Source organism: Croceibacterium atlanticum (assembly GCF_001008165.2).
GTDB lineage: Bacteria > Pseudomonadota > Alphaproteobacteria > Sphingomonadales > Sphingomonadaceae > Croceibacterium_C > Croceibacterium_C atlanticum.
This window is the reverse complement of the sequence record NZ_CP011452.2, coordinates 2365863-2389189: the sequence shown is the minus strand read 5'-3', so window position 1 is coordinate 2389189 and position 23327 is coordinate 2365863. Positions and strand designations below refer to the sequence as shown.

Here is a 23327-nt window from a genome sequence, read left to right as displayed (position 1 = left end):
CAGCCCATGCGTGAAATTGTCTTCGATACGGAAACCACTGGCCTCGATCCCAGGACCGGTGATCGGATGGTGGAAATCGGCTGCATCGAACTGGTCAATCGCATCTCCACCGGGCGCAATTTCCATGCCTATTTCAATCCCCAGCGCAGCATGCCCTTCGAAGCGGAACGCGTGCACGGACTGGGGGATGCATTCCTGGCGGACAAGCCGCTTTTTGGCGACAAGGTTCAGGAATTGCTCGATTTTATAGAGGATTCGCCACTGGTTGCGCATAATGCGCAATTCGATTTCGGCTTCCTCAATTTCGAACTGGTCGCCTGCGGCCATCCCGAAGTCAGCACGGATCGCATGGTCGATACGCTGGTTCTCGCCCGGCGGCGCCATCCCGGTGCCAAGCACACGCTCGATGCCCTGTGTTCACGCTATGGCGTCGATCGCAGCCACCGTGTCCTGCACGGCGCTCTGCTCGATGCTGAATTGCTTGCCCAGGTCTATGTCGAACTATGCGGTGGGCGGCAGATCGGCCTTGAACTCGGTGCATCGGCCACGGCTGTCGCGGCCGATCTGGTTGCCCAGGAAAACACCGCTCCGGTCACGGTCCGGCGTGAATTCCGCCCGCCCCGCCCCCATTGCGCTAGCGCGGAAGAGCTGGCGCGGCATGCGGAGTTTCTGGAAACAATCGAATCACCGCTGTGGCACCGTTGAAACCCCAGGTTTCAATGCACAAATCACGGTTATAACAATAAATCAGAAGGAGAACCCCGCCCATGGAAATTCGCGTCTCCGGCCATCAGATGGAAACCGGCTCGGCCCTGCAGGAACACGCAAGCGATCGCTTGAACGGGATATGCGAGAAATATTTCAGCAAGGCGCTCTCCTCCTCCGTCACTTTCGGCAAGGCGCCTTCGGCCGCATTCGCATGTGATATTGTGCTGCATGTGAATCATGGCCTGATCCTGAAAAGCCATGGGGAAGCACATGATGCGCATCTGGCTTTCGACCAGGCCGCAGATAAGATCGAAAAACAGCTCCGCCGTTACAAGCGCCGGCTGAAGGATCGCCACGAACAGGCGCAACATGCGGTCAAACTGGAAGAGGCCGCCTATACTGTCTTCGCTATGGAACAGCCGGAGAGTGAGGAAGAGGAACTTCCCGACGCTCCGCCGATCATCGCCGAAACACGTATCGATGTTCCGGAAGTCAGCGTTTCAGATGCAGTGATGCTTCTCGATCTGAGACATACGAACGCTTTATTCTTCAAAAATGCTGGAACTGGCCGTCATAATATGGTGTACCGCCGCGAAGATGGCTCGATCGGATGGGTCGAACCTTCTTGAAAGCGGGCTGAAACGCCTGATTCACGCCATTTATTCCATTGCTGGAACAAGAGGCGGCGGGGCTGTAAGGGCGCCGCATCGGGCAACGCCGTTTGTGATTTAGAGTTTGAAGCCGGACCTCATGTACCCTCTTTTTCAAATGAAGCCGGAAGCGGTTGCGATCGTGGAGGCTGGCGACAAGCGCGCCATTCTGGCGGAGCTGAGCCGGACCTTTGCTCTCGCGTGGCATCTCGATCCGGAAAAAGTGCTCGAAAAGCTGGAAGAGCGCGAAAAGCTTGGCAGCACCGGCTTCGGTCGGGGGGTTGCCATTCCCCATGCGCGTATTGAGGGTCTTCCGCGGCCGGTCGCAGTGTTGCTGAAATTGCGCCAACCGGCGGATTTTGCCGCGGCTGACGGCTTGCCGGTGGATTTGGTGTTTGGCCTGCTCTCCCCTGAAAATTGCGGCGCCACCCATTTGCACGCATTGGCGGCGATTTCACGCCTGGTTCGGGACGAGCGGGTTCATGAAGCCTTGAGCGAGGCACCCGATGAAGAGGCTCTGTTTGGCTTGCTGACCAATGTTACGGATCGTGACGCCGCCTGAAACCGATCCAGCAGCTGGCAATAGCGGAGCCGGACTGCATTATCGCGCGCTGGAATCGCTCTATGCCTCCGCCCCGATCAACGATTTGTTCGAATCGCGGTTGGAAATCCTGGGCGAAGGCCATGCCCGCATTCACTTTGTCGTGGATGAACGGATTCACCATGCTGCCGGGGCCGCCCATGGTACGATTTATTTCAAGATGCTGGATGATGCCGCTTTCTATGCGGCCAATACACTGGTTACGGATCGCTTCCTGCTGACTACGGCCTTCAACCTGCATTTCACCAAGCCTGTTCGATCGGGGCGCGTGGTGGCGGAAGGCCGCTGGGTTAGCGGCAAACGACGGGTCTTCATCGCGGAATCGCATCTCCTGGACGAAGAAGGAGATGAAATCGGCCGGGGCACGGGCACTTTCCTGCGGTCCCATATCGCGCTGTCCGGCCTCGCCGGATATAATTCCGCGCAAGCCGAATAGGCGCATTATGCGGTTGCCCGCTCATCTGGAAGTCGGCGGTTTGATTCGAACCGTGCAGGCGGCAGGCGGCTTCGCAACTGTTATTAAAAAAGGTGAACGCGACGCTGGGACATTGCTGATTATCTGTTGCGAAAACGGCACAAATGCGCGCGCTTACGAACGTATGCCGCAGCCGGATGGAACCCGGAAATGGTCCCTTTCCCGGTCACAAGATACTGAAAATCCGGATGAATTCTGGGATTATTGCAGCAGGCGCCATGCCCAGGACCCGGATCTGTGGGTGGTGGAGCTCGACATCGCCAATGGTGAACGCTTCATCGACAATCTGGAGGTCTAAGTGTTGACAGGGGAGGGCGGGGAACTATCTGGCCCGCAACTTCCAACAGCGCAGGCGGTTCGCGCACGGCATTCACGCCGGGTGGACTAGCGCGCAGACGGGGAGTTGCCGGCAGGCAAGTGTCGGATCTCGGTATTACAGTTTTGTACTTCCCGCGATCACCTACCTGCGACGGGCGCTCACCGCCTTGAGTTACGGTATTAATGAGCCGCAAAACCTTTGGCGCCGGGGCCTTGGCCTCGGCCTTTGTGCTTGTTCTAGCCCTGATTGGTGCTGAAAGTTCCGGCGCCGCGGCCCAGCAGGATGCAGGGGCCGGTATCGAATCCGATCACACGGCCGCGCAGGATGCTGCCAACACGGCCGAAACGGCGGATTCCAGTGTGCGCTTCGTAGCCGAAGCAGTGGTCCAGCCCCTTCCCGAGCCGACGGATATTGTCGACCAGGAAACCGTGGCGAGTGGCGAAGCCTCTTCCCTGCATGAACTGGTGGCGGATATGCCGACCAGCGCGGCCCTTTCCGACGACCTGCGCTGCCTTGCGCAGGCGATCTATTTCGAATCCCGCGGTGAACCTCTGGCCGGCCAGCTGGCCGTGGGCCGCGTGGTCGTGAACCGCGCTGAATCCAGCCTCTTCCCGGACAGCTATTGCGGTGTCGTAAAGCAGCGCAAACAGTTCTCTTTCGTGAAGAACGGCCACATCCCTGCCGTCCGCACATCTTCCACTGCATGGCAGCGGGCCATGGCCGTTGCCCGCATCGCGCATGAGGAATTGTGGGAAAGCGCGGCAGGAGATTCGCTCTATTTCCATGCCAAGCGTGTTCATCCGCGCTGGGCACGGCGCAAGATCGCCGAAACGACCATCGACAGCCACATCTTCTATCGCTGATGTGCCGGTTGGGGGGCCTGTCTCGTGGCCCCCTGCCGCTTCAGGCCAGCTCGACCCAGACCGGGGCGTGATCGCTGGCCTTTTCCCGCCCGCGATATTCCTTGTCCACACCGGCAGATAACAGCCGGTCGGCGCATTCGGGCGACAGCAGCATGTGATCGATCCGGAAACCGTGATCGCGCTGCCAGGCACCGGCTTGGTAATCCCAGAAGGTCCAGATGCCCCCTTGCGGGTTCAGAGTGTCCAGTGCGTCCGTCCACCCGTCATGGAGCAGGCGGGCATAGGCATCCCGGCTTTCCGGCTGCATCAGCGCGTCATTTTCCATCGCCTTCACCGACCAAACATCCTTGTTTTCGGGAATGACGTTGAAATCGCCGACCACGATTGTCGGCCGCTCGCTCGCATATAGTTCGGCCATGCGGGTGCGCAGGCGCGCCATCCAGGCCAGTTTGTAGTCGAATTTGGGCCCGGGCTGCGGATTGCCGTTGGGCAGATAGATATTCACCACCCGCAGATCGCCGATGTCGGCTTCGATATAGCGGGCATGATCATCTTCCGGATCGCCGGGAAGGCCGCGCTGGACCTCTATCGGTTCCTGCCCGTCCACCAATATGGCCACGCCATTGAAGCTCTTCTGGCCGTGCCAGATGGCCTTGTAGCCAATCTTTTCGAACTCATCGGCCGGGAAGTTGGCGTCCTGGCTCTTGATCTCTTGCAGGCAGGCGACAGCCGGCCGCGTTTCTTCGAGCCATTCCAGAAGGCGCGGCAGGCGCGCCTTGATCCCGTTGATGTTGAAAGAGGCTATCCGCACAGGGCGGACATTAGATGCCAAAGCTGGAACCGCAACCGCAACCGGCGGCCGCATTGGGGTTTTCCACCCGGAAAGCCGCCCCGCCCAGCGATTCGACGAAATCGACCACGCTGCCGGCCACCAGATCCAGGCTCACCGGATCGACAACCAGCTTCACACCGCTGGTTTCGCTTACCGCGTCATCGCTTTCGATCTCTTCCGCCAGGTCGAACTTGTACTGGAAGCCGGAACAGCCTCCGCCTTCCACTGACAGGCGCAGAACGGCCGGCTTGCCCTGCTTGCGGGCGATTGAGCCGACTCGGTCGGCGGCGGCTTCGGTCAGTGTCAGCATATCGGCCATGAGCACGATGTAGGGTGCCCCGGCTGCCCGCTCAAGCGGTGGTGATGTATTCCCGCATGGCCTTTGCCTCGCCTTCGATCTGCCCCATGCGGTATTTCACCAGGTCGCCGATGGAAACAAAGGCGATCATCTCGTCATTTTCGATCACTGGCAAATGCCGAATGCGGCGGCGAGTCATCAGGGCCAGCGCTTCCAGCGCGTCCGTATCCGGACCCACGGTTATTGCCGGCCCGGTCATTACTTTCCGCACGTCATGCAACAGGCCAACCGCCGCATCCCGCGCCACGCAATACAGGAGGTCGCGTTCAGAGAAGATCCCCACGACCTTGCCATTTTCGAGCACCGGAACTGCGCCGATCCGATTTTCAGCCAGTAAACGTGCAGCCTCCTGCACGGTCGATTCTGGCGCGCAATGGATCACTTCTCCGTTCTGTTCGGCGATAACTCTCGCAATTGTCATGCATCTCTCCCTTCGCGTTTTCGCGTTCTGCAACCGCATCTTGCCACGAAACTGGTTCTGCGGCCAAATCACTGGCAAAGGGGCGTTGCATCATGGGGGGCAGAAAGAGCATGGAGGCCCCGATGGCGAAGCGTTCACCTTTGGAAGACCCGGAAACAGCGGCCCATGCCTGGGCGCGCTTTCGGCGCATGATGCGCTTCATGATGATGGTGACGGTGATGATCGTCATCCTGGCGATGCTGCTGGTCTATCGCCAGAACGGCACCGAATCGGTTCACCTGTTCATCGCCACGGCGCTGGGGCTGGGCTTCACCATGCTGTTGCTATCGGCACTGATGGGGCTGGTCTTCCTGTCCAGCGGCACAGGTCATGACGAGGCGGTGATCGATCCGCTGGAAGATTCGGACGAGCGCAAGCGATAATCTTCTACCGGCCGGCCGCCGATCAAATGTTCCTGAATGATGCGTTCCAGCACTTCTTCGGTGCAGGAATGATACCAGACGCGGTCTGGCCAGATGACGGCGATGGGCCCCGCTTCGCAGATTTGCAGGCAATCAGCCTTGCTGCGCTGAATGCCGCCTTTTCCGGCCAGCCCCAGCTCTTTCAGGCGGCGTTTCAGATATTTCCACGATCGTTCGCCCACTTCCCGGCGGCAGCATTCCTGCTTTTCGGAAAGGCCGCACAGGAAGATGTGCCGGTCAATCGCTTCACCGCCGATCTTGCCCAGCGCGCGTTGCGCCTTGCCAAGATCCGGCTGTTCGGGGCTATCCTTGTTCATGCTGCTTCAGGTGGTGGATCGCATTGCGCAAGGCAAGCGTACGGGGATCAGCTCTTCTTGCGGACGATCCGGGTGATTTCGTCCTTCACCATGCGTTCCACAATGGGCGGCAGATTCTGATCGAGCCATTGGGCGAGCATCGGACGCAACATCTCACGCGCCATGGCTTCGAGAGAGGTTTCGCCGGAACGTACGATCTGCGGCGGTGCGCCCGGTTCGGCGATGGTCGCCAGCGCGGCCAGCGATTCGCGGATGGAACTGGTGGCGCCGGCATTCATCAGCGCTTCGGCCGCGGCATCCGCATCCTCGCTGTCTGAAGAAGCATGTTCGGCGAAATCTTCTTCGCCCAGCATCTCGGCCGCTTCTTCCAGATCCAGCACTTCTTCCGATTCGTCCTGGCTTCCGGCAGAGTGTTCTTCCTGCTGGGCGATGCCGGAGGTTTCGCGGTGGCGGCGTTCGGCAGCGGCGGATTCGCGGTTGTCGCGCGCGATCACTTTCTTGATCGAGTCGAGAATTTCCTCGACCGAAGGTTCACCTTCCTGGCGCATTTTTCCCGAATCCCCCGAATGGCCTTAACTATTCCGAAATTTCTCCGTCCGGCGCGGGAATGTCAACGGTTCGCGTGGACTCAGCCACGGGATCGGGATTGCGTGACCAGTCCCACAAATTGCCGCGGACCCGGTCGTAATATTCGGTCGGATCGTAAAGCGGGCCGACAATCTCGTCTTCCAGACCCAGATCGCGTGCTTCGGCGCGGCCCATGGCGGCAAGCAGGGTGAAGCCTGCGACATAGGCATTGCGCCGTGCGGTCACCAGATCGACCTGCGCGCTCAGTAATTCCTGCTGCGCGTTCAGAATGTCCAGAATCGTGCGGTTGCCAACCGTATTTTCCGCCCTCACCCCTTCCAGGCTGAGGTCGGCGGCATCCACGGCGGCCTGGCTGGAACGAATGATTTCGTTCGCGGCCTGCCAACTGGAATAGGCGGCGCGGACCGTGGCGATGATTTCGCGTTCCGTGCCGATTGCACGTTCAAGCGCGGCGGAGGCGTTGGCCTGAGCCTGTCGCTGGCGCGCGGAAACGGCGCCACCCTGGAACAGAGGCATCTGGACGCGAACACCCGCTTGCGATGATGTCTGTGCCTGATCCGCGGGCGAGCCTGAAATGCTGCCGAGAGTGCCCAGGTAATTGTTGTAATTACCATTGGCGAAGAGGGACACGGTGGGAAGGCGCCCGGCGCCAGCCACTTCGATATCGTAACCCGCAGCCTTTGCTTCGCGCCGTGCGGCGATCATGTCGGGATTGTTTTCAAGCGCGACAATAACTGCATCGTCCGGCGTTTCCGGAAGGCCGGGCAAGGGGGGTGGCGCCTGGAGATCGGTGGGCATTTCCCCGACAAGGCGGATATATCTTTCGCGCGCTTCCGTCAGATTGGCCTTGGCGGAACGCAGGCTGCTTTCCGCCTGGGCAAGACGCGCCTGCGACTGCGCCACGTCGGTGCGGGTCAGATCGCCGATTTCAAAACGGTCGCTTGTCGCCTGCAGATTGACCTGAAGGACATCCACATTGTTGCTGGAAAGGCCGACGATCGCCTCTTGCAGGATCACGTCCATATATGCGGCGACGACTTGCGAGAAGACGGAGCTTTCCGTGGCGCGCAGATTTGCCCTGCCGGCCAGAACGCGCGTTTCCGCGGCATTGATGCCATTGCGCACCCTGCCGCCGGAATAGAGCGGCACGCTCAGTTCCAGACCGGCCTGCGCGGCGCGTTCCGGATTGATGAAGCTGGATGTCGCCTGCACCACATATTCGGTGTACTGGCCCGACGCGTTCAACGAAGGCAGGCCGTCCGCGCGCTGGATCGGCACGTTTTCGTCCGTTGCGCGCAATTGCGCACGCGCCGCTTCCAGCGTCGGGTTCGTTTCATAGGCTTGCGCAAGCGCTTCCTTCAGCGTGTCGGCCGATGCCTGTCTGGGCAAAGCCAGACAGGCACACGTGATCAGCAGCCATCCCCCCCTGGCGATCGCCACGCTTAGAAGCTCCAGCTCTTCGGAATTGCGAATTCGGGCAGGATCGGCATTCCCACTTCCGCGAGTGGAAGAAGAGCAATCTGTCCGGCAACCTTGCGGCCACGGGCAAGGCGGGTCAGCCCGTTCTGCACCTGCCCGGTTACGATACGGCCATCTTCCACCAGCCGGCGAGTCAGCGAATCGGGCAGTTGTTCCACCGCGCCATCCACGATCAGCAGATCGATATCGGCCGCCTTGCGCGATTGCGCGGTGGCATCTCCGGCCGAAACGACTTCAAGCTCGCCCACCAGCGGCTTCAGCAATTCGGCCATGTATCCGCTGCCGCCATCGACCAGCAGGGCCTTGTCGCCCGGCCTGGGCGCGGCTTCCTGCAGCATCATGCCCTGCACCACGGGTGCGCCCAGAAAACGCCCGTTATCCAGACGGATGGCACGGTCCATATAGGCTGTTCCGCGGGCGTGTTCGGGGACATATTCTTCCCGCGGAACCACGCTCATGCGGCGCAACACGAACTCCGCGTTTACGCCGCTCGTGCGTAACTGGCTGTCGATCATGGCCTTGCGGGCAGCTTCATACCCGACATTCTGCGGTCGGCTTTGCACGATTGTCACTTCGCAAATCTCTTGTCGCTGGGTCAGGGTGAGCCTTAGGCAAAACGGCGCTTGAGGCCAAGCGCTTTGACCGTAGGGCCTGTTGCGGCCTATGCGGCCGAGATTCTGCAAAAGGGAGTGCTCCATCGATGAGCGACATGGTCACCATCCGCGAGGAAGACCTTATCGAAAGTGTGGCCGATGCGCTGCAATACATCTCCTACTACCACCCGATGGATTACATCCGGGCGCTGGGCGAAGCCTATGAGGCCGAACAGAGCCCGGCCGCGCGCGATGCGATCGCCCAGATCCTGACCAACAGCCGGATGTGCGCCGAAGGGCACAGGCCGATCTGCCAGGACACCGGCATCGTCAATGTCTTCGTCAAATGGGGCATGGATTGCCGCCTGTCCGACACGTCCCGCCCGCTGCAGGACGTGATCGATGAAGGCGTACGCCGCGCCTATATGAATGCGGAAAACAAGCTGCGCGCATCGGTGCTGGCCGATCCCGCATTCACCCGCCGCAACACGCGCGACAACACGCCCAGCGTGCTGCATGTGGAAATGGTGCCCGGATCGACCGTATCGATCGACGTTGCGGCCAAGGGCGGCGGCAGCGAGGCGAAGTCCAAGTTCAAGATGATGAACCCGTCCGACAATATCGTCGAATGGGTGCTGGAAATGATCCCGCAAATGGGTGCCGGCTGGTGCCCGCCCGGAATGCTGGGCATCGGCATTGGCGGCACGGCCGAACATTGCGTGCTGCTGGCCAAGAAGGCGCTGATGGACCCGATCGACATGGGCCAGCTGAAGGCGCGCGGTCCGCAGACCGATATCGAGAAATTACGGATCGATATTTTCGACGCGGTCAACGCGCTGGGCATCGGCGCGCAGGGGCTGGGCGGTCTTTCCACGATCCTGGATGTGAAGATCCTGGATGCGCCCTGCCATGCGGCCAACAAGCCGGTGGCGATGATCCCCAATTGCGCCGCCACCCGCCACGCGCATTTCACGCTGGACGGATCCGGCCCGGCATATCTGGAAGCGCCCAATCTGGCCGAATGGCCGCAGGTGGACTGGAAACCCGATGCCTCCGCCAGGCGGGTGGAGCTGGACAAGTTGACGCCGGAAGAAGTGCAGAGCTGGAAACAGGGCGATCGGCTGCTGCTCAATGGCAAGATGCTGACCGGCCGCGATGCCGCGCACAAACGCATCAAGGACATGCTGGAAGCGGGCGAGGAACTGCCGGTCGAATTCAAGGGGCGGGTGATCTATTACGTCGGCCCGGTCGATCCGGTGGGCGAGGAAATCGTCGGCCCCGCCGGTCCGACCACCGCCACGCGGATGGACAAGTTCACCCGCATGATGCTGGAACAGGGCTTGCTGGCCATGGTCGGCAAGGCCGAACGCGGGCCAATGGCAGTCGATGCGATCCGCGATCACAAGAGCGCTTACCTGATGGCGGTGGGCGGTGCGGCCTATCTGGTTTCCCGCGCCATCAAGGGCAGCAAGGTGGTCGGCTTCGAAGATCTGGGCATGGAAGCGATCTACGAATTCGAAGTGCAGGATTTTCCCGTCACCGTGGCCGTGGATGGCGAGGGCAATAATGTCCATGCGCTCGCCCCCCTGCACTGGCAGAAGAAGATCGCGGAGGAGCATCTGCTCGAAGGCGCGTGAAAACCATGACCGGAACGGCACGGCCAAAGAACTGTTCGACCAAGAGTTGACCTTGTTCGACCGCAGCACTGGCGCCGACCGTTCCGGCAGAGGTAAAGGCGGTCGGATGGAGAAAGAACGCCCCGAGGATTTTGCCGCGCGCGTCCCGTTCGGCACGGTGCTCGCTTCCATAGTCGGCCTGTGGGCCTGCTATTTCGTGCTCACGACCTTGCGGGCGGATGTCTGGCAGCTGGATTTCCAGCATGAGATGCTGTGGCGGCGCGGCCTGGCTTCGCTGGCCGGCGTGGCCGGCACTATCGGCCTGTGGCTGGTGCTGCGCCTGTTCGATGCAAAGCCGCTATGGGCCAAGATTTTGGCTGCCCTGCTGCTGTCTGCGCCGGTGGCGCTGTTCATTGCGCAGGCGAACCAGATCGTCTTTGCCAGCCTGTCCGATCGATATTTCACCGAAGTCGTCAAACAGCAGGGCTACACCGTGCGCCGGGACGAAAGCGGTGAATTGCTGATCGAAATTCCGGGCATGGATATGAGCGGCCTGCCTGATGGCAGCAAGGCGACCCTGCCCGCTTCCGCCTTCCAGGGCACGCCGTGGCAGCAGGTGACAGAAATCGCCTTTGGCCGATATTTCATGCTGCTGGCCTGGTGTTCGCTCTATCTGGCATTGCTTACCGGGGAAAAGGCCCGCGCGGCCGAACGCCGGGAAGGTGCCTATCGCCGGGCGGCCAAGGCGGCGGAATTGCGCAGCCTGCGATATCAGGTGAATCCGCATTTCCTGTTCAACACGCTGAATTCGCTATCCGCATTGGTGCTGACGGGCAAGACCCAGGCGGCGGAACGGATGATCCAGACGATTTCCACCTTCTATCGCCGTAGCCTGGCTGACGATCCCACCTCTGACGTGCCGCTGCGCGAAGAATTCGCGCTGCAGAAGCTCTATCTCGATATCGAGGCGGTAAGGTTTCCGCGCCGGCTGCAGGCGGAATACCAGCTGCCCGACAGTCTGGAGAACGCCAAGATTCCCGGCATGATATTGCAGCCGCTGGTGGAAAATTCGGTGAAACACGCGGTCAATCCCAGCTCTGGCAAGGTTACGATTACCCTCGCTGCGCGGGAAGAATATGGTCGTCTGGTCGTGACCGTTTCCGATGACGGCAAGGGCTCTGAATCATCGGATGAGCCGCGGCCCGGCTATGGTATTGGCCTCGCCAATGTCCGTGAAAGGCTGGAGGCGCGTTTTGGTGAAGAAGCCAGCGTGGTTTCCGGAAGGACGCCGGAAGGTTATTCTACGACGCTGCGAATGCCGATCTTGCGCCACAAGGAGGAACGCCGGTGAGCGATCGGGATGACGAAGTTCTGCGGACGTTGCTCGTCGATGACGAGCCGCTCGCGGTGGAACGGATGCAGGTGCTGTGTGCCGAGCTGGACCAGTTGCAGGTGGTGGGCACCGCCAGCGACGGTGAAGCCGCCTTGAGGCTGGCCGACAAGCTGAAGCCGGACCTGCTGCTGCTGGACATGACCATGCCGGGAATGGACGGCCTTGGCGTTGCCCGCGAACTGGGAAAGAAAGCCAATCCGCCAGCCGTGATCTTCGTCACCGCGCATGAGGATTTCGCGGTCGAGGCATTCGATCTGGAAGCAGTCGATTATGTGCTGAAGCCGGTTGCGACCGAGCGGCTGGTGCGGGCGATTGACCGCGCGATCAACCGGCGGGACCGGACCTCTGCCAGCCAGGGTGAATGGCTGACCGAATTCTGGGTGCCGCATCGTTCGGAATTGCTGCGTATAGATGCCGCGCAGGTCGGCCGGATCGATGCGGAACGGGATTATGTCCGGCTGCATGTCGGCGAACACAGCTATCTGCTGCTGCAAACCATTGCCGGGCTGGAAGGCAGGCTGGACCCGGCGCAATTCATTCGCATCCATCGGTCCACCATTCTCCGGCGCGACCGGATCCGCGGATTGCGGCACGAAGGGCTGGGCGTGTGGTCGGCCGAACTCGACAATGGCGAAACGCTTCGGATCGGGCGCACATATCTGCGCAAGGTGAAAGCCATGGCGGGCCGGTGATCGGCAAACTGGCGCCCTAACCCCGGAATCCGGAAAGAAGTTGCGCCGCGCGACAGGCCTTGCTCGCGGCGGGCGTATAAAAAGGCGTATAAAAGCGGGCGCACAAAAAAGAGGCGTCCGGAAATCCGGACGCCCCTAGTTTCGAGCGGGGCCCTGTCGGGCCTTGCGTTCAGCCACCGCGCTGGTGATCGGCAATGACCTCTGCAACGCGGACTGCGACATCCTTGCGCGCCTGGCGATAGCAGGCATTCTGGTGTTCGGCGGTCTGCAGCTGGCCCTTCGCATCGAACATGCACACGCGCCATGCGGCCTTGTTCAGGCGCTGCTGCAGGATGTCCTGACCTTCCTGGGTCGTCAGGTTCAGATCGCTGTAGCTGACGCGTTCGGTCGGCTGGCCAGCCATGGCCGGGGTGATGGCGGTTGCGGCAGTCAGGGCTGCGGCAGCGGCCAGGATTGCTGTCGGGGTTTTCATGGTTCTCTTCTCCTCCTTGCTCTTATGTCTGTTGCGTCACGGCCTGCTTGGGACTGCGGGGCGAGACCGTGACGCAAGAGAAGAGATACCCGCCGATGGGCCGGCTTTCGCGTCGGTTTCGATTGGGATGCACGCTCATCCGACGAAGGATCGGCCATCCGGACGAACGACATTTCCGGACCGGCGAAGCGCGATTGGCAATCGACGAATGTTGCGGCAAATTGCGGACGAATGGCGATTCTGCTGATGTTCCTGCTCGGAATCGGCAATTTCGCGTTGCAACGGGCGGTGCTGGAAAGCCGCCATCGCCTGCTCCGCGAATTGCCGCCCCTGATCCGCAAGCTGGGCGGGCGTGCCAGCCTCGTGGCCGAATTCTGCCTGCTGCTTGGCGCCATGCTGCTCGTCGGCAATGGCTATCCCGAATGGGGGTGGGCCTATCTGGGTTATACCGCGCTTAACGCCTTTTCCGCATGGATATTGCTGTCCAACCGGATTTGACGGGAACCCGCCGAGAGGAACGGTGCTTTGCAGATAATGAAACAAAAGCGGGCGATCTGGCTGGTGTGCAATCCGGCCAGCGGAAGCAATGATGATCGGCACTTGCAGTCTGTGGTGCGCAGTTTCGCGGATGCGGGCTTTGATCTTTCACGGATCATCCGTTTTCCCGAGGAATCCGTGCCCGATGCGGCCGCGCTGGATCAGGCAGGGATCGATCTTGTTGCTGTTTTCGCCGGAGACGGGACGATCAATGCGCTGGTCACAGGTCTCTACGGGTGGAGTGGGGCCGTTCTGGTCCTGGCCGGTGGAACGATGAATTTGCTGTTCCATCGGCTGCATGGTGATGCGTCCAGTGAAGAGGTGGTTGCGGCCGTCGCGGCGGGCAGGGCACGGCCCGTGCGGCCGGGCGTGGTCCGTTCCGCCCATGGCGATGCGCTGGCGGGCCTGCTCGCCGGCCCCGGCACATCGTGGAACCAGGTGCGGGAGGCGATGCGCAAGGGTGATGTCTCCGCCATGGCTGATGGCGCTGCGGAAGCGATCGAGGAATCGACCCAGGGGCCGATGGTTGCCTGCATCGATCCGGAACTGGGCCGGCCGGAAGGTTATCCTCTGCTGATGCTGAACCCTCTGGACCAGAAGATAGAGGTGCGGGCCTATCATTCGGAAACCGCATCGGAATATCTCAGCCAGGGCCTGGCCCTTTTGCGGCGCAATTTCCGTGAAGGACCGCATGATTTCCTGGGGCGGGTCGATCATCTGAAGATAGGGGGCACCGCCAGACAGCGATTTGGCCTCTCGGTTGATGGCGAAGCGCGCCAGGGTGGACCGGAAGAGTTGTTTGAACTGGCCGTTTGCGAGGTCGATCTGCTAGCGACGCTGCCCGATGACGCGTAGTGCCCGCCTTTTCCATATCAGCGATCTCCATTTCGGACTGGAGGACCGGCGCGCGCTGGACTGGGTCCGGCAGGAGATAGCGGAGAAGAAGCCGGATGCGGTTGCCATTACCGGCGATCTGACCATGCGCGCGCGCAATCGCGAATTTACCGCCGCTTGTGAATGGATCCGTTCGCTGGATGTGCCGGTCACGGTGGAAGTGGGCAATCATGACATGCCCTATTTCAACCTGATCGAACGATTCTTCAGCCCTTACAAGCGGTTCCGCGCGATCAAGAATCTGGTGGAAGCGGAAATCGATCTGCCGGACATCGCAATCGTGCCCTTGAAGACGGCCGTATCGGCGCAGCCGCGTTTCAACTGGTCGAAGGGGTGGGTCACGGACAGCGCCCTGCAGCGCTGCCTCCAGGCGATTGACGCCTTGCCGGAAGGTACGCAGGCGCTGGTTGCCGTGCATCACCCGCTGCGCGAGGTGGGCACGCAAGGCACTGCTTTGACCAGGAATGGCCAGAAAGCCCTGACCGAACTGGCGAAACGCCCCGTGATTGCGGTGCTCAGCGGACACGTCCACGATGCGTTCGACCTCGTGCAGGGCACGCGGCACGGACCCATGCGGATGATCGGGGCCGGCACCTTGTCGCAACGCCTGCGATCCACGCCGCCCAGTTTCAACGAATTGCACTGGGACGGGGCGAAGCTGGATGTGCGGGTGCGCAATCTGGAACATGTTTCGACAGCGGACATGATGATTGACGATGTGCCGGAAGACGCCCTTCCCCCGCGCGAACCGGGCGAGCCGGTTGCCCCGGTGCATCGCATTCCAGAAGTCGATCCGCCCGTTCATTAATTGCAATCCGGCGGTGCGGGAGGGAGCAATCGTCCCTGCCGACCGGGTTGTTTGATGGTTTGAGCGCTGAACTGGCCGCATTTTTTCCTGAAAGCACGGCCCCGGCCCTGGGGTGGGCACAGCGCATGGCCGTGCTAGGCTGGATGGGACATCCCGAACCGTGGACGATCCAGAGGGGGACCACCATGCCGATCTTCACCGCGCGCGCCTTGCTTGCGCGTCTCTTCATCATGGCCGCCGCATTTGCCGCCTTGTGTCTGCCGCAGGTGGCGGCGGCTCAGGATGACGGCCCGATGCGTATCGCCACGCGGGAAGCACCGCCCTTCGCCATCAAGGATGCCAATGGTGAATGGCACGGCCTGGCAATCGATCTGTGGCGGAACATCGCGGAACAGCGGGGCTATGAATACCGGCTGGTTGAAACCGATCTTGCCGACATGATCGATGGCGTGGCCGCGGGCGAGTATGACGCCAGCGTAGGAGCGCTGACCATCACGGCCGAGCGGGAGGAGCGCGTGGATTTTACCCACCCGTTCTACGCCACCGGCTTTGGTATCGTGACGCGCAAGTCACCCACCGCCTGGTTCTCCCTGGTAGAGAACTTCTTCACGATGGATTTCCTGAAGGCGGTTCTGGCCCTTTCCGCCCTGCTGCTGTTTGTCGGCATGTTGTTCTGGTTGGCAGAGCGGAAGCGCAATACGGAAGAATTCGCGGACGATATAAAGGGCATCGGGTCCGGTTTCTGGTTCTCCGCCGTGACCATGACCACGGTGGGTTATGGCGATAAGGCGCCGCGCACCGCTGCGGGCAAGATGATCGCACTTGTCTGGATGTTTGCTGCAATCATCATCATTTCCACCTTCACCGGCATGATCGCATCCTCTCTGACCACAGGGCGTCTGGCGGGCAGTGTAAGCGGGCCGGACGATCTGCCCAAGGTGACGGTCGGTTCGATCGAGGAATCGGCCAGCGACGTGTGGCTCGCCAGCGAGGGAATCGCCTTCACCCATTTCGAGACGGTCGAGGCCGGGATGGATGCTTTGCGCGATGGGGAAATTGAGGCTTTCGTCTATGACGAGCCTTTGCTGCGTTACCTGGTGCGGAATTCCTATCCCCACAAGTTGCGGATGCTGCCGGGCACATTCGGGCGGCAGGATTACGGCATCGCCTTGCCGCAGGACAGCCCGCTGCGCGAAGCGGCCGACATCTCTCTTCTGGAATATATCGAAGGCCCGATCTGGCGTGCGGAGATCCGCGAAACACTGGGCCGGGATTGAGGTTAAAACCCCAAACAAAGGGCTATTGTAGCTTTTGCAAACGCGGCTAGGTTGAAGTGTCCCGGCACGGGGAGAGTCCGCCCCATGCGATACTAAGCTCCGGTCCGGACTCTGACTTAGCGGGGCTTCTCTTCTGCTTCCAGCTTGCTCTTGGTGACCTTCTCTAGCCGCTCATCCCAATGAGCCTCGCCCTCGTCGCATTCTAGCTCACGGGCGAGTTTCTCGAACTTGTCACTTTGGGTTTTGTTGCCGGTTACTCTTCCCATCCTTACGATTGAAGAGGTTCTAGCCATCGATGATTGATGGCCTGCAAATCTGAAGCGGCTGTCCGTCTGCGCGATGGCAAAACAAAAAGGGCGGCCCGGCGGGGCCGCCCTTTCGTATCGAGTGGCGTAAGCCTTAGCGCTTCGAGAACTGGAAGCTACGGCGTGCCTTGGCGCGGCCGTACTTCTTGCGTTCCACCACGCGGCTGTCGCGGGTGAGGAAGCCAGCGGCCTTCACCGTGCTACGCAGTGCCGGTTCAAACTTCGCGAGTGCCTGGCTGATGCCATGCTTCACCGCGCCGGCCTGACCGGACAGACCGCCGCCCTTCACGGTGGCGATCACGTCATACTGTTCTTCGCGGCCGGCAACCTGGAACGGCTGGTTGATGACCAGGCGCAGCGTCGGACGTGCAAAATAGACTTCCTGATCACGGCCATTGACGGTGACCTTGCCGCTGCCCGGCTTGATCCACACGCGGGCCACGGCGTCCTTGCGGCGGCCGGTGGCGTAGGCACGGCCCTGTGCGTCCAGTTCCTGCTCGCGCAGCGGGGCGGACGGGGCGGCGGGTGCAGTGGCGTCCGCAGCGGGGGCGTCGCCGGCAATGTCCTTCAGATCCGACAGATCAGACACAGTGTTGGTTTCGTCAGCCATTATGCGGCAACCTTGTTCTTGCGATTCATCGAGGCAACATCGAGCACTTCGGGCTTCTGCCCGTCATGCGGATGTTCGGTGCCGGCATAGAGATGCAGCGCCTTCATCTGCTGACGGCCGAGAGGGCCGCGCGGGATCATGCGTTCGACAGCCTTTTCCAGCACACGCTCGGGGAAGCGGCCGTCCAGCACCTTGTCAGCGGTGACGCCCTTGATGCCGCCGGCATAGCCGGTGTGCTTGTAATAGGTCTTTTCCTGGCGCTTTTTGCCGGTGAAGCGGACCTTGTCGGCATTGATGACGATCACGTGATCGCCGCAATCGACATGCGGGGTGAAGCTCGGCTTGTTCTTGCCGCGCAGGATATTGGCAACGATCGTGGCGAGGCGGCCGACAACCAGGCCTTCGGCATCGATCAGGTGCCATTTCTTTTCGACCTCGGCCGGCTTGATGGACCGGGTCTGCTTGCTGAGCGCCTTCATGGCTCTGTCCTTGTTTCGCGAATTATTCCGTCACACCTTTCGGGAATCAGGGCCCGAGGCGCGAAGAGCGCGCCATTTGTGCGGGAACGGCGCTGAAGTCAAGCAAATCCGGGGGTTAGCGAAGAGGTAAAATAATACCGTGTCGCTTTGCGATGCGGGCTTTTATCCGTGGTTTTCGGCCAGATCGCCCAGCCATGCGGCTGTCCCGGGGGCGCTGGCATCCGCCTTCCAGCCGATAATCGCCGGTTCGTCATACGGAGGCAGCGCAGACAGCCGGGCCACCGCCTTGTCCAGCAGTGCCGCGTCCGTCTTGAACAGCACGCCGCATTCGCGCGCTTCGCCGCTTTCGCCATTCCAGATATAGAGAGAGCGCATTTCCGGCATGATGTTGGCGCAGGCAACCAGGCCTTCCGCCAGCAGGGCCCGCGCCGTTTCGGCCGCGCTTTCTTCTTCGCCGAAGGGGCACCAGATCAGCGCCGGCCCTTCTGCCTTCATGCCTTCTGCCTGCCGAGCACATGGGCACCCCATGCCGTGGCCGCCACCAGCAGTGCCCCCACAAGCTGGTGCAGGACAGCCAGCCACAAGGCGACACCCGTCAGCACGGTGGCGATACCGAGCAGGATCTGTATGCCGAAGGTGACGTGGATGGCGATGGAGGCCGGGCGCACGCCCCGCTTCTTCACCGCGCGCGCCAATATGATCAGGGCCCCCACTGCGATCCAGGCCCACCAGCGGTGGAGGAAATGCAGCAGGAAGGGATCATGGGTGAATGCCCATATTGCGCCCTGATTCCAGTTGGCTTCCGGTATGATGCGGCCTTGCATCAGCGGCCATGTATCCGATGCCAGCCCGGCATTGAGGCCGGCCACCCAGGCGCCCAGAAGGAGCTGGATGAAAAGGATAATCGTGGTGGTCAGCGCCAGCCCCGTCACGCGGGCGGGCCGCGCCCGGCGGTTCCTTTCCAGCGCAAGCAGGTCCAGCGCGGTCCAGACCAGCCCGGCAAGGGTGAACAGGGCCGTCAGCAAGTGGATGGACAGCCAGAAATGGCTGACATCGGTCATTTCTTCCGACAGGCCGGAGCGGACCATGTACCAGCCGAATACACCCTGCAGCCCGCCCAGTGCCAGCAGCGCCACAAGACGCGATTTGTAGCCACGGGGTATCGAGCGGCGGACCCAGTAGAAAGCCAGCGGCAGGGCGAAAGCCAGCCCGATCACCCGGCCCAGAAGGCGGTGCAACCATTCCCAGAAATAGATGAACTTGTATTCGGCCAGCGTCATGCCGGCCGGCCCGTTAATGCGGCGATATTCGCCGATCTGCTGGTAGCTTTCGAATTCGGCCTGCCATTGATCGTCGGTCAACGGTGGAATGGCGCCGGTAACCGGCTTCCATTCGGTGATCGACAGTCCGCTTTCGGTCAGCCGGGTGATGCCGCCGACGGCGACCATCAGAACGACAAGCGCCCCGACGGTCAAAAGCCAAAGGGCGAGAGATCGGGGGCGATCCTTGGCAGGGCGGGGAGGAGCCCCTTCTGCCAGCATTTCTGCCTGTGCGGTCATAGCCGGAGCGCTCTGCTACGCCCGCGCACAAATCGCAAGCCCGAGCGAGAAGAGCCAAAAAAATTCCGTTACTTGGCTTGCGTTATGATACATGGTTACATAGATGGCGCGCATGAGTACGGCACATTCCCGGTCACGCGGCCGATTGGACCGCATTGGCATGCTGCTTTCGGGGCTGTGCGCCGTGCACTGCGTTGCCGGTATCGTGATCGTGGCCGGGCTGGGCCTTGGTGGCGGCTTCCTGCTGCATCCCTCCATTCATCGATTCGGCCTGGCTTTTGCGACGCTGATCGCTGCCTGTGCCATCGGTCTGGGCGCGCTGCGCCATCGCAAGCCATTGCCTTTCGTGGTCGCCATGACGGGAATCAGCTTCATGGGCGGTGGCCTGGCCGTGGATCACGGCGTGGAAGAGGCGGTGCTGACCATTATCGGCGTCACGCTGGTTGCCGTCGGTCATGTGCTCAATATGCGCCATGTCGCGAAATGCCCGACCGGGTGTGGCTTGCACCGGCGATAACAAGCGCTATCTCGCGCGGGTCATGACTGCGCCCCTTACCCTGACCGTCAACGGCGAAACCCGCCGCACCCCCGCACCCACCATTGCCGAACTGGTAAAGGAACTCGGCCTGAAGCCTGAAAAGGTGGCGGTGGAACGCAATGGTGAAATCGTTCCCCGCTCGACCCTTGCCGAAGCGGCGCTGACCGATGGCGACGTGCTGGAGATCGTGCATTTCGTGGGCGGCGGCGCGCCGGAACCGGAGGACGATAGCTGGGAAGTGGCCGGGCACCGTTTCACATCGCGGCTGATCGTCGGCACCGGCAAGTACAAGGATTTCGCCCAGAATGCCGCGGCGCTGGAAGCCAGCGGGGCGGAAATCGTGACGGTGGCCGTGCGCCGGGTTAACGTGTCGGACCCCAATGCCCCGATGCTGACCGATTATATTGACCCGAAGAAGATCACCTATCTTCCCAATACGGCAGGATGCTTCACGGCTGAGGATGCGATTCGTACCTTGCGGCTCGCGCGGGAGGCGGGCGGCTGGGATCTGGTGAAGCTGGAAGTGCTGGGCGAAGCGCGCACCCTTTATCCCGACATGCGCGAAACCCTGCGCGCAACGGAAGTGTTGGTAAAGGAAGGCTTCAAGCCGATGGTCTATTGCACCGACGATCCGATCGCGGCGAAGCAGCTGGAAGAAGCCGGCGCCGTGGCGATCATGCCGCTGGGTGCGCCGATCGGTTCCGGGCTGGGTATCCAGAACCGGGTTACCATCAGGCTGATTGTCGAAGGGGCTAAGGTTCCCGTGCTGGTCGATGCAGGAGTCGGCACGGCCAGTGATGCGGCTGTGGCGATGGAACTGGGCTGCGATGGCGTGCTGATGAACACCGCCATAGCCGAAGCGAAGGATCCGATCCGCATGGCGCGGGCGATGAAGCTGGCCGTGCAAGGCGGGCGTGACGCTTATCTGGCCGGCCGGATGGCAACGCGGCGCTATGCCGATCCGTCCAGCCCCTTGGCGGGCCTGATCTGAAGCAGATTCCACCTCCGGCCTTTAGCTGGTGTTAACCAAGTTGGGTGAAAACCTCTCCCGGACGAATCTTCGGGAGTTCCGCATGAACGCCACAGGCACAGCATCGCTGACGATTTCCGAATTGCGCGAATTTGCCAGCTTCACCGCCGATGAACAGCGTTTCATCGAACGCAGTCTCGATGTCGGCCTGCATCGGTGCGACGCGTTCGAGCGTTGGGGCGGCAACAGGCTGGAAGATGGCGCCATCCGCGTCCAGTATTTCAACTATCGCGAATTGCGCCCGTTGCGCGAAGTGATTCCCAGCGAAATCTATTTCGACGGGGTCGACGATTTCATGGGGCCGCTGATTCGCATAGCCGCGCATGATCTGGCGCAGGAAAAGATCGACAGTTTCTCCGCCTTTCGCTTCCTTTACGAACGTCTTCTGGGTGCGCAGGCGCGGCCATGGCTGCCGGGAATTTTCTGCGCTGCCGCGGCGCTGCCCCATATCCGGCCCGACCGGCGCAAATTATTGCTGCAATCGCTTAGCGAGGCGGCGGCAACCGCGCCGGGCTGGTCCGATCGCGAACCGGCCTTCTATCCGGAAAAGGTCGAAGCCGAACCGGCCTGAAATCAGGAGCGGTAGAGCTTGTCCATCCGTTCCCCATAACGGGCGCGGATCACGTGGCGGCGAATCTTCAGGCTGGGTGTAAGCTCGCTATTCTCGATGCTGAACGGCTCGTCCGCGAAGGCGAACTGCCGGACCTTTTCGATCACGGACAAGTCCTTGTTCACCCGGTCCACCGCTTGCCGCACGGCTGCGCGGAATGACGGCAATGTCTGCAGATGCGCCAGATCGCCGTTTTCACCATTGGCGGCGGCCCATTCCTGCGCCCAGTCTGCATCCGGCACGATCAGGCCGACAATATAGGGTTTCTGTTCGCCTGCGATCATCGCCTGACTGATTTCCGGCTGCAATGTCAGCATGCCTTCCACCTTTTGCGGCGCGACATTATCGCCCTTGTCGTTGACGATCATGTCCTTCTTGCGGTCGGTGATCCTGATCCGCCCACGATCGTCGAAATGGCCGATATCGCCAGTATGCAACCAGCCATCCCGCAGGGTGCGTGCGGTTTCGTCCGGATTGCGCCAGTAACCATCCATGACCAGTTCGCCGCGCACGAGAATTTCGCCATCATCGGCGATTTTCACTTCCACGCCTTTCAACGGCACGCCCACCGTATCCAGCTTGATCCCGGCGGAAGGATAATTGCAGCTGATGACCGGCGCTGCTTCCGTCTGCCCATAACCTTGCAGCATGGTGAGGCCGAGCGCCTGGAAAAAGCGCCCGACTTCGGGGTTGAGCGGGGCGCCGCCTGAAACCAGCGCATTCATCCGCCCGCCGAAGCGTGCCTGGATCTTGGGCCGCAAGGTCCGGCCAAGGAATTTGTCGAGCAGCCAGTCACCCGGGCGCCAGCGCCCCTTTTCGCGCCGTTCGGCCAGGCCCATTGCCTGTTCCAGCAGCAAAGGCGCGATGCCGCCCTGCTTTTCAATCTGTTTCATGATCCGGGTGCGCAGCACTTCGAACAGGCGCGGCACCACCACCATCAGCGTGGGTTGCGATTGTTCGATATTGCTGGAAAGCTTGTCCAGCCCTTCTGCATACCAGATTTCCGCCCCCAGCCCGATCGGCAGCATCTGCCCGGCCGTATGTTCATAGGCGTGGCTGAGCGGAAGGAAGGAGAGAAAGCGATGCGGCGGCCCCCAGCCGAAATCGCCGACCAGCGCGTGTGCCGCACCTTCGATATTGGCCAGGATCGCCCCGTGGGGCAGGATAACGCCGCGCGGCGCGCCGCCGGTCCCGCTTGTGTAAATGATGCAGGCAGTATGTTTGCGGCCGATACCGGCCATGCGATCTTCCACTGCCTTGCGTGCCGTCGCGGCGTCACCTGCCCGCAGCAGATCGTCCCACGCATGGCATGTCAGGCTGCCTTGCTGCCCGATCCGCAGGGGTTCGATGCCGATTACGTGTTCGGCAACCCCGGCATTCATCGTGGCGCGGATCAGGGGGGCGGCAAGCTTCTGGTTTGAAACCACGACCATGCGGGCGCCGGAATCGTCCAGAATATGCGCGTGGTCGCGTTCCGTATTGGTGGTGTAGGCCGGCGTCGTGACGCCACCGGCGGCCATGATCGCCAGATCGGCAATCAGCCATTCGGGCCGGTTTTCGGATACGAGCATCACCCGATCCCCGTCCTTCAGCCCCAATATGCGCAATTGCTCCGCCATCAGGCAGATCTGCCGCGCGGTTTCCGCCCAGCTCAGTGTCTGCCATTCCCCGTCGCGTCTGGCGGTAAGAAAGGGCCGGTCGGCCAGACTTTCCGCCCGGTCGAGGAAAAGCCGCACAAGATTGCGTGCTTCGCTGAAATCCGAAAGCTGCAAGGGCAGCCCCTCCATGCCAATGGCCGGTCGCGCTGGCCCGTTTTCCCGGCCAGCCGACTTAGAGGCTGCC

30 protein-coding genes are annotated in these 23327 nt (G+C 61.4%); 17 read left to right on the top strand and 13 right to left on the bottom strand.

Features of this window, described 5'->3' with window-relative positions; all coding sequences use genetic code 11:
• Positions 1–6: 6 nt before the first annotated feature.
• The 6 genes from dnaQ (at position 7) to WYH_RS11245 (ending at position 3616) form a co-directional block, all read left to right on the top strand.
• Positions 7–705, top strand: coding sequence for a DNA polymerase III subunit epsilon (gene dnaQ / locus WYH_RS11270; RefSeq protein ID WP_046903909.1), 699 nt, complete (start codon positions 7–9; stop codon positions 703–705).
• A gap of 62 nt (positions 706–767) precedes the next feature.
• Positions 768–1337: a ribosome hibernation-promoting factor, HPF/YfiA family gene (gene hpf / locus WYH_RS11265; protein ID WP_046903908.1), complete on the top strand. Its 570-nt coding sequence runs from the start codon at positions 768–770 to the stop codon at positions 1335–1337.
• 121 nt (positions 1338–1458) lie between these two features.
• Positions 1459–1920, top strand: a complete 462-nt coding sequence (locus WYH_RS11260) for a PTS sugar transporter subunit IIA (RefSeq protein ID WP_046903907.1) — start codon at positions 1459–1461, stop codon at positions 1918–1920.
• The gene (locus WYH_RS11255; protein WP_046903906.1) at positions 1895–2395 is read left to right on the top strand and encodes a PaaI family thioesterase; all 501 of its coding nucleotides are present in this window, start codon (positions 1895–1897) and stop codon (positions 2393–2395) included. Before WYH_RS11260 ends, WYH_RS11255 begins: the two co-directional genes overlap by 26 nt.
• A 7-nt stretch (positions 2396–2402) precedes the next feature.
• Complete coding sequence (locus tag WYH_RS11250; RefSeq protein WP_046903905.1) at positions 2403–2732, top strand: DUF1491 family protein; 330 nt, start codon at positions 2403–2405, stop codon at positions 2730–2732.
• Positions 2733–2935: 203 nt separating this feature from the next.
• The gene (locus tag WYH_RS11245) at positions 2936–3616 is read left to right on the top strand and encodes a cell wall hydrolase (protein WP_046903904.1); all 681 of its coding nucleotides are present in this window, start codon (positions 2936–2938) and stop codon (positions 3614–3616) included.
• Positions 3617–3656: 40 nt separating this feature from the next.
• On the opposite strand, the gene xth is transcribed toward WYH_RS11245, so the two are convergent.
• The 3 genes from xth to WYH_RS11230 are packed head-to-tail and all read right to left on the bottom strand — an operon-like array spanning position 3657 to position 5227.
• Entirely contained in the window at positions 3657–4427 is a 771-nt protein-coding gene (gene xth, locus WYH_RS11240; RefSeq protein ID WP_179945409.1) for an exodeoxyribonuclease III, read from the bottom strand.
• A 10-nt stretch (positions 4428–4437) separates the two neighbouring features.
• Positions 4438–4767: an iron-sulfur cluster insertion protein ErpA gene (gene erpA, locus WYH_RS11235; RefSeq protein ID WP_046903902.1), complete on the bottom strand. Its 330-nt coding sequence runs from the start codon at positions 4765–4767 to the stop codon at positions 4438–4440.
• A 31-nt stretch (positions 4768–4798) separates the two neighbouring features.
• Complete coding sequence (locus tag WYH_RS11230; RefSeq protein ID WP_046903901.1) at positions 4799–5227, bottom strand: CBS domain-containing protein; 429 nt, start codon at positions 5225–5227, stop codon at positions 4799–4801.
• A gap of 122 nt (positions 5228–5349) precedes the next feature.
• Between WYH_RS11230 and WYH_RS11225 the strand changes: the two genes are divergently transcribed.
• Positions 5350–5649 (top strand): hypothetical protein, encoded by a 300-nt coding sequence (locus tag WYH_RS11225; RefSeq protein WP_046905100.1) that lies wholly within the window; start codon positions 5350–5352, stop codon positions 5647–5649.
• On the opposite strand, the gene WYH_RS11220 is transcribed toward WYH_RS11225, so the two are convergent.
• From WYH_RS11220 to WYH_RS11205, 4 genes are read right to left on the bottom strand one after another with little or no spacing between them, the layout of a single operon-like run.
• Positions 5595–6005, bottom strand: a complete 411-nt coding sequence (locus WYH_RS11220) for a (2Fe-2S) ferredoxin domain-containing protein (protein WP_046903900.1) — start codon at positions 6003–6005, stop codon at positions 5595–5597. The two genes, WYH_RS11225 and WYH_RS11220, sit on opposite strands and share 55 nt — an antisense overlap.
• 47 nt (positions 6006–6052) lie before the next feature.
• A complete protein-coding gene (locus WYH_RS11215; RefSeq protein ID WP_046903899.1) occupies positions 6053–6553 on the bottom strand; it encodes a DUF2497 domain-containing protein in 501 nt (166 codons plus the stop codon).
• 28 nt (positions 6554–6581) lie between these two features.
• The gene (locus tag WYH_RS11210; protein ID WP_046905099.1) at positions 6582–8027 is read right to left on the bottom strand and encodes a TolC family outer membrane protein; all 1446 of its coding nucleotides are present in this window, start codon (positions 8025–8027) and stop codon (positions 6582–6584) included.
• 8 nt (positions 8028–8035) lie between these two features.
• Positions 8036–8644, bottom strand: coding sequence for a protein-L-isoaspartate O-methyltransferase family protein (locus WYH_RS11205; RefSeq protein WP_328700714.1), 609 nt, complete (start codon positions 8642–8644; stop codon positions 8036–8038).
• Positions 8645–8772: 128 nt separating this feature from the next.
• Here WYH_RS11205 and WYH_RS11200 point away from each other — a divergent pair, with 128 nt between their 5' ends.
• The 3 genes from WYH_RS11200 to WYH_RS11190 all read left to right on the top strand — a co-directional run bounded on the left by WYH_RS11200 (position 8773) and on the right by WYH_RS11190 (position 12366).
• Positions 8773–10302: a fumarate hydratase gene (locus tag WYH_RS11200; RefSeq protein ID WP_413226727.1), complete on the top strand. Its 1530-nt coding sequence runs from the start codon at positions 8773–8775 to the stop codon at positions 10300–10302.
• A gap of 106 nt (positions 10303–10408) precedes the next feature.
• Positions 10409–11632 carry a sensor histidine kinase gene (locus WYH_RS11195; protein WP_046903898.1) on the top strand — a complete coding sequence of 408 codons (1224 nt, stop codon included), beginning with the start codon at positions 10409–10411 and terminating at the stop codon, positions 11630–11632.
• Positions 11629–12366 (top strand): LytR/AlgR family response regulator transcription factor, encoded by a 738-nt coding sequence (locus tag WYH_RS11190; protein ID WP_046903897.1) that lies wholly within the window; start codon positions 11629–11631, stop codon positions 12364–12366. The genes WYH_RS11195 and WYH_RS11190 overlap by 4 nt, the downstream gene beginning before the upstream one ends.
• A 169-nt stretch (positions 12367–12535) precedes the next feature.
• Here the strand turns inward: WYH_RS11190 and WYH_RS11185 are convergent, their stop codons facing one another.
• Positions 12536–12838 carry a UrcA family protein gene (locus WYH_RS11185; RefSeq protein WP_046903896.1) on the bottom strand — a complete coding sequence of 101 codons (303 nt, stop codon included), beginning with the start codon at positions 12836–12838 and terminating at the stop codon, positions 12536–12538.
• A 231-nt stretch (positions 12839–13069) separates the two neighbouring features.
• Here WYH_RS11185 and WYH_RS11180 point away from each other — a divergent pair, with 231 nt between their 5' ends.
• The 4 genes from WYH_RS11180 (at position 13070) to WYH_RS11165 (ending at position 16354) form a co-directional block, all read left to right on the top strand.
• Complete coding sequence (locus WYH_RS11180; protein WP_046903895.1) at positions 13070–13336, top strand: hypothetical protein; 267 nt, start codon at positions 13070–13072, stop codon at positions 13334–13336.
• 36 nt (positions 13337–13372) lie between these two features.
• On the top strand, positions 13373–14230 hold the full coding sequence (locus WYH_RS11175; RefSeq protein WP_046903894.1) for a diacylglycerol/lipid kinase family protein: 858 nt from the start codon (positions 13373–13375) through the stop codon (positions 14228–14230).
• Positions 14220–15077 carry a metallophosphoesterase family protein gene (locus tag WYH_RS11170; protein WP_046903893.1) on the top strand — a complete coding sequence of 286 codons (858 nt, stop codon included), beginning with the start codon at positions 14220–14222 and terminating at the stop codon, positions 15075–15077. The genes WYH_RS11175 and WYH_RS11170 overlap by 11 nt, the downstream gene beginning before the upstream one ends.
• Before the next feature lie 125 nt (positions 15078–15202).
• A complete protein-coding gene (locus WYH_RS11165; RefSeq protein ID WP_235979273.1) occupies positions 15203–16354 on the top strand; it encodes a transporter substrate-binding domain-containing protein in 1152 nt (383 codons plus the stop codon).
• A gap of 399 nt (positions 16355–16753) precedes the next feature.
• Here the strand turns inward: WYH_RS11165 and rpsI are convergent, their stop codons facing one another.
• The 4 genes from rpsI to WYH_RS11145 form a co-directional block, all read right to left on the bottom strand.
• Entirely contained in the window at positions 16754–17269 is a 516-nt protein-coding gene (gene rpsI, locus WYH_RS11160) for a 30S ribosomal protein S9 (protein WP_053833552.1), read from the bottom strand.
• Positions 17269–17748 carry a 50S ribosomal protein L13 gene (gene rplM, locus WYH_RS11155; RefSeq protein WP_046903892.1) on the bottom strand — a complete coding sequence of 160 codons (480 nt, stop codon included), beginning with the start codon at positions 17746–17748 and terminating at the stop codon, positions 17269–17271. Before rplM ends, rpsI begins: the two co-directional genes overlap by 1 nt.
• A 162-nt stretch (positions 17749–17910) precedes the next feature.
• Positions 17911–18243 carry a divalent-cation tolerance protein CutA gene (cutA, locus tag WYH_RS11150; RefSeq protein WP_046903891.1) on the bottom strand — a complete coding sequence of 111 codons (333 nt, stop codon included), beginning with the start codon at positions 18241–18243 and terminating at the stop codon, positions 17911–17913.
• Complete coding sequence (locus tag WYH_RS11145; protein ID WP_235979275.1) at positions 18240–19307, bottom strand: COX15/CtaA family protein; 1068 nt, start codon at positions 19305–19307, stop codon at positions 18240–18242. The genes cutA and WYH_RS11145 overlap by 4 nt, the downstream gene beginning before the upstream one ends.
• Before the next feature lie 112 nt (positions 19308–19419).
• On the opposite strand from WYH_RS11145, the gene WYH_RS11140 reads away from it, so the two are divergent.
• The 3 genes from WYH_RS11140 (at position 19420) to WYH_RS11130 (ending at position 21446) form a co-directional block, all read left to right on the top strand.
• On the top strand, positions 19420–19824 hold the full coding sequence (locus WYH_RS11140; RefSeq protein ID WP_046905093.1) for a MerC domain-containing protein: 405 nt from the start codon (positions 19420–19422) through the stop codon (positions 19822–19824).
• Positions 19825–19846: 22 nt separating this feature from the next.
• Positions 19847–20836 (top strand): sulfur carrier protein ThiS, encoded by a 990-nt coding sequence (gene thiS, locus WYH_RS11135; RefSeq protein ID WP_046905092.1) that lies wholly within the window; start codon positions 19847–19849, stop codon positions 20834–20836.
• A gap of 82 nt (positions 20837–20918) precedes the next feature.
• Positions 20919–21446: a hypothetical protein gene (locus WYH_RS11130; RefSeq protein ID WP_046903890.1), complete on the top strand. Its 528-nt coding sequence runs from the start codon at positions 20919–20921 to the stop codon at positions 21444–21446.
• Positions 21447–21448: 2 nt separating this feature from the next.
• Here WYH_RS11130 and WYH_RS11125 read toward each other — a convergent pair whose 3' ends face one another.
• A complete protein-coding gene (locus WYH_RS11125; protein WP_046903889.1) occupies positions 21449–23272 on the bottom strand; it encodes an AMP-dependent synthetase/ligase in 1824 nt (607 codons plus the stop codon).
• Positions 23273–23327 lie beyond the last annotated feature (55 nt).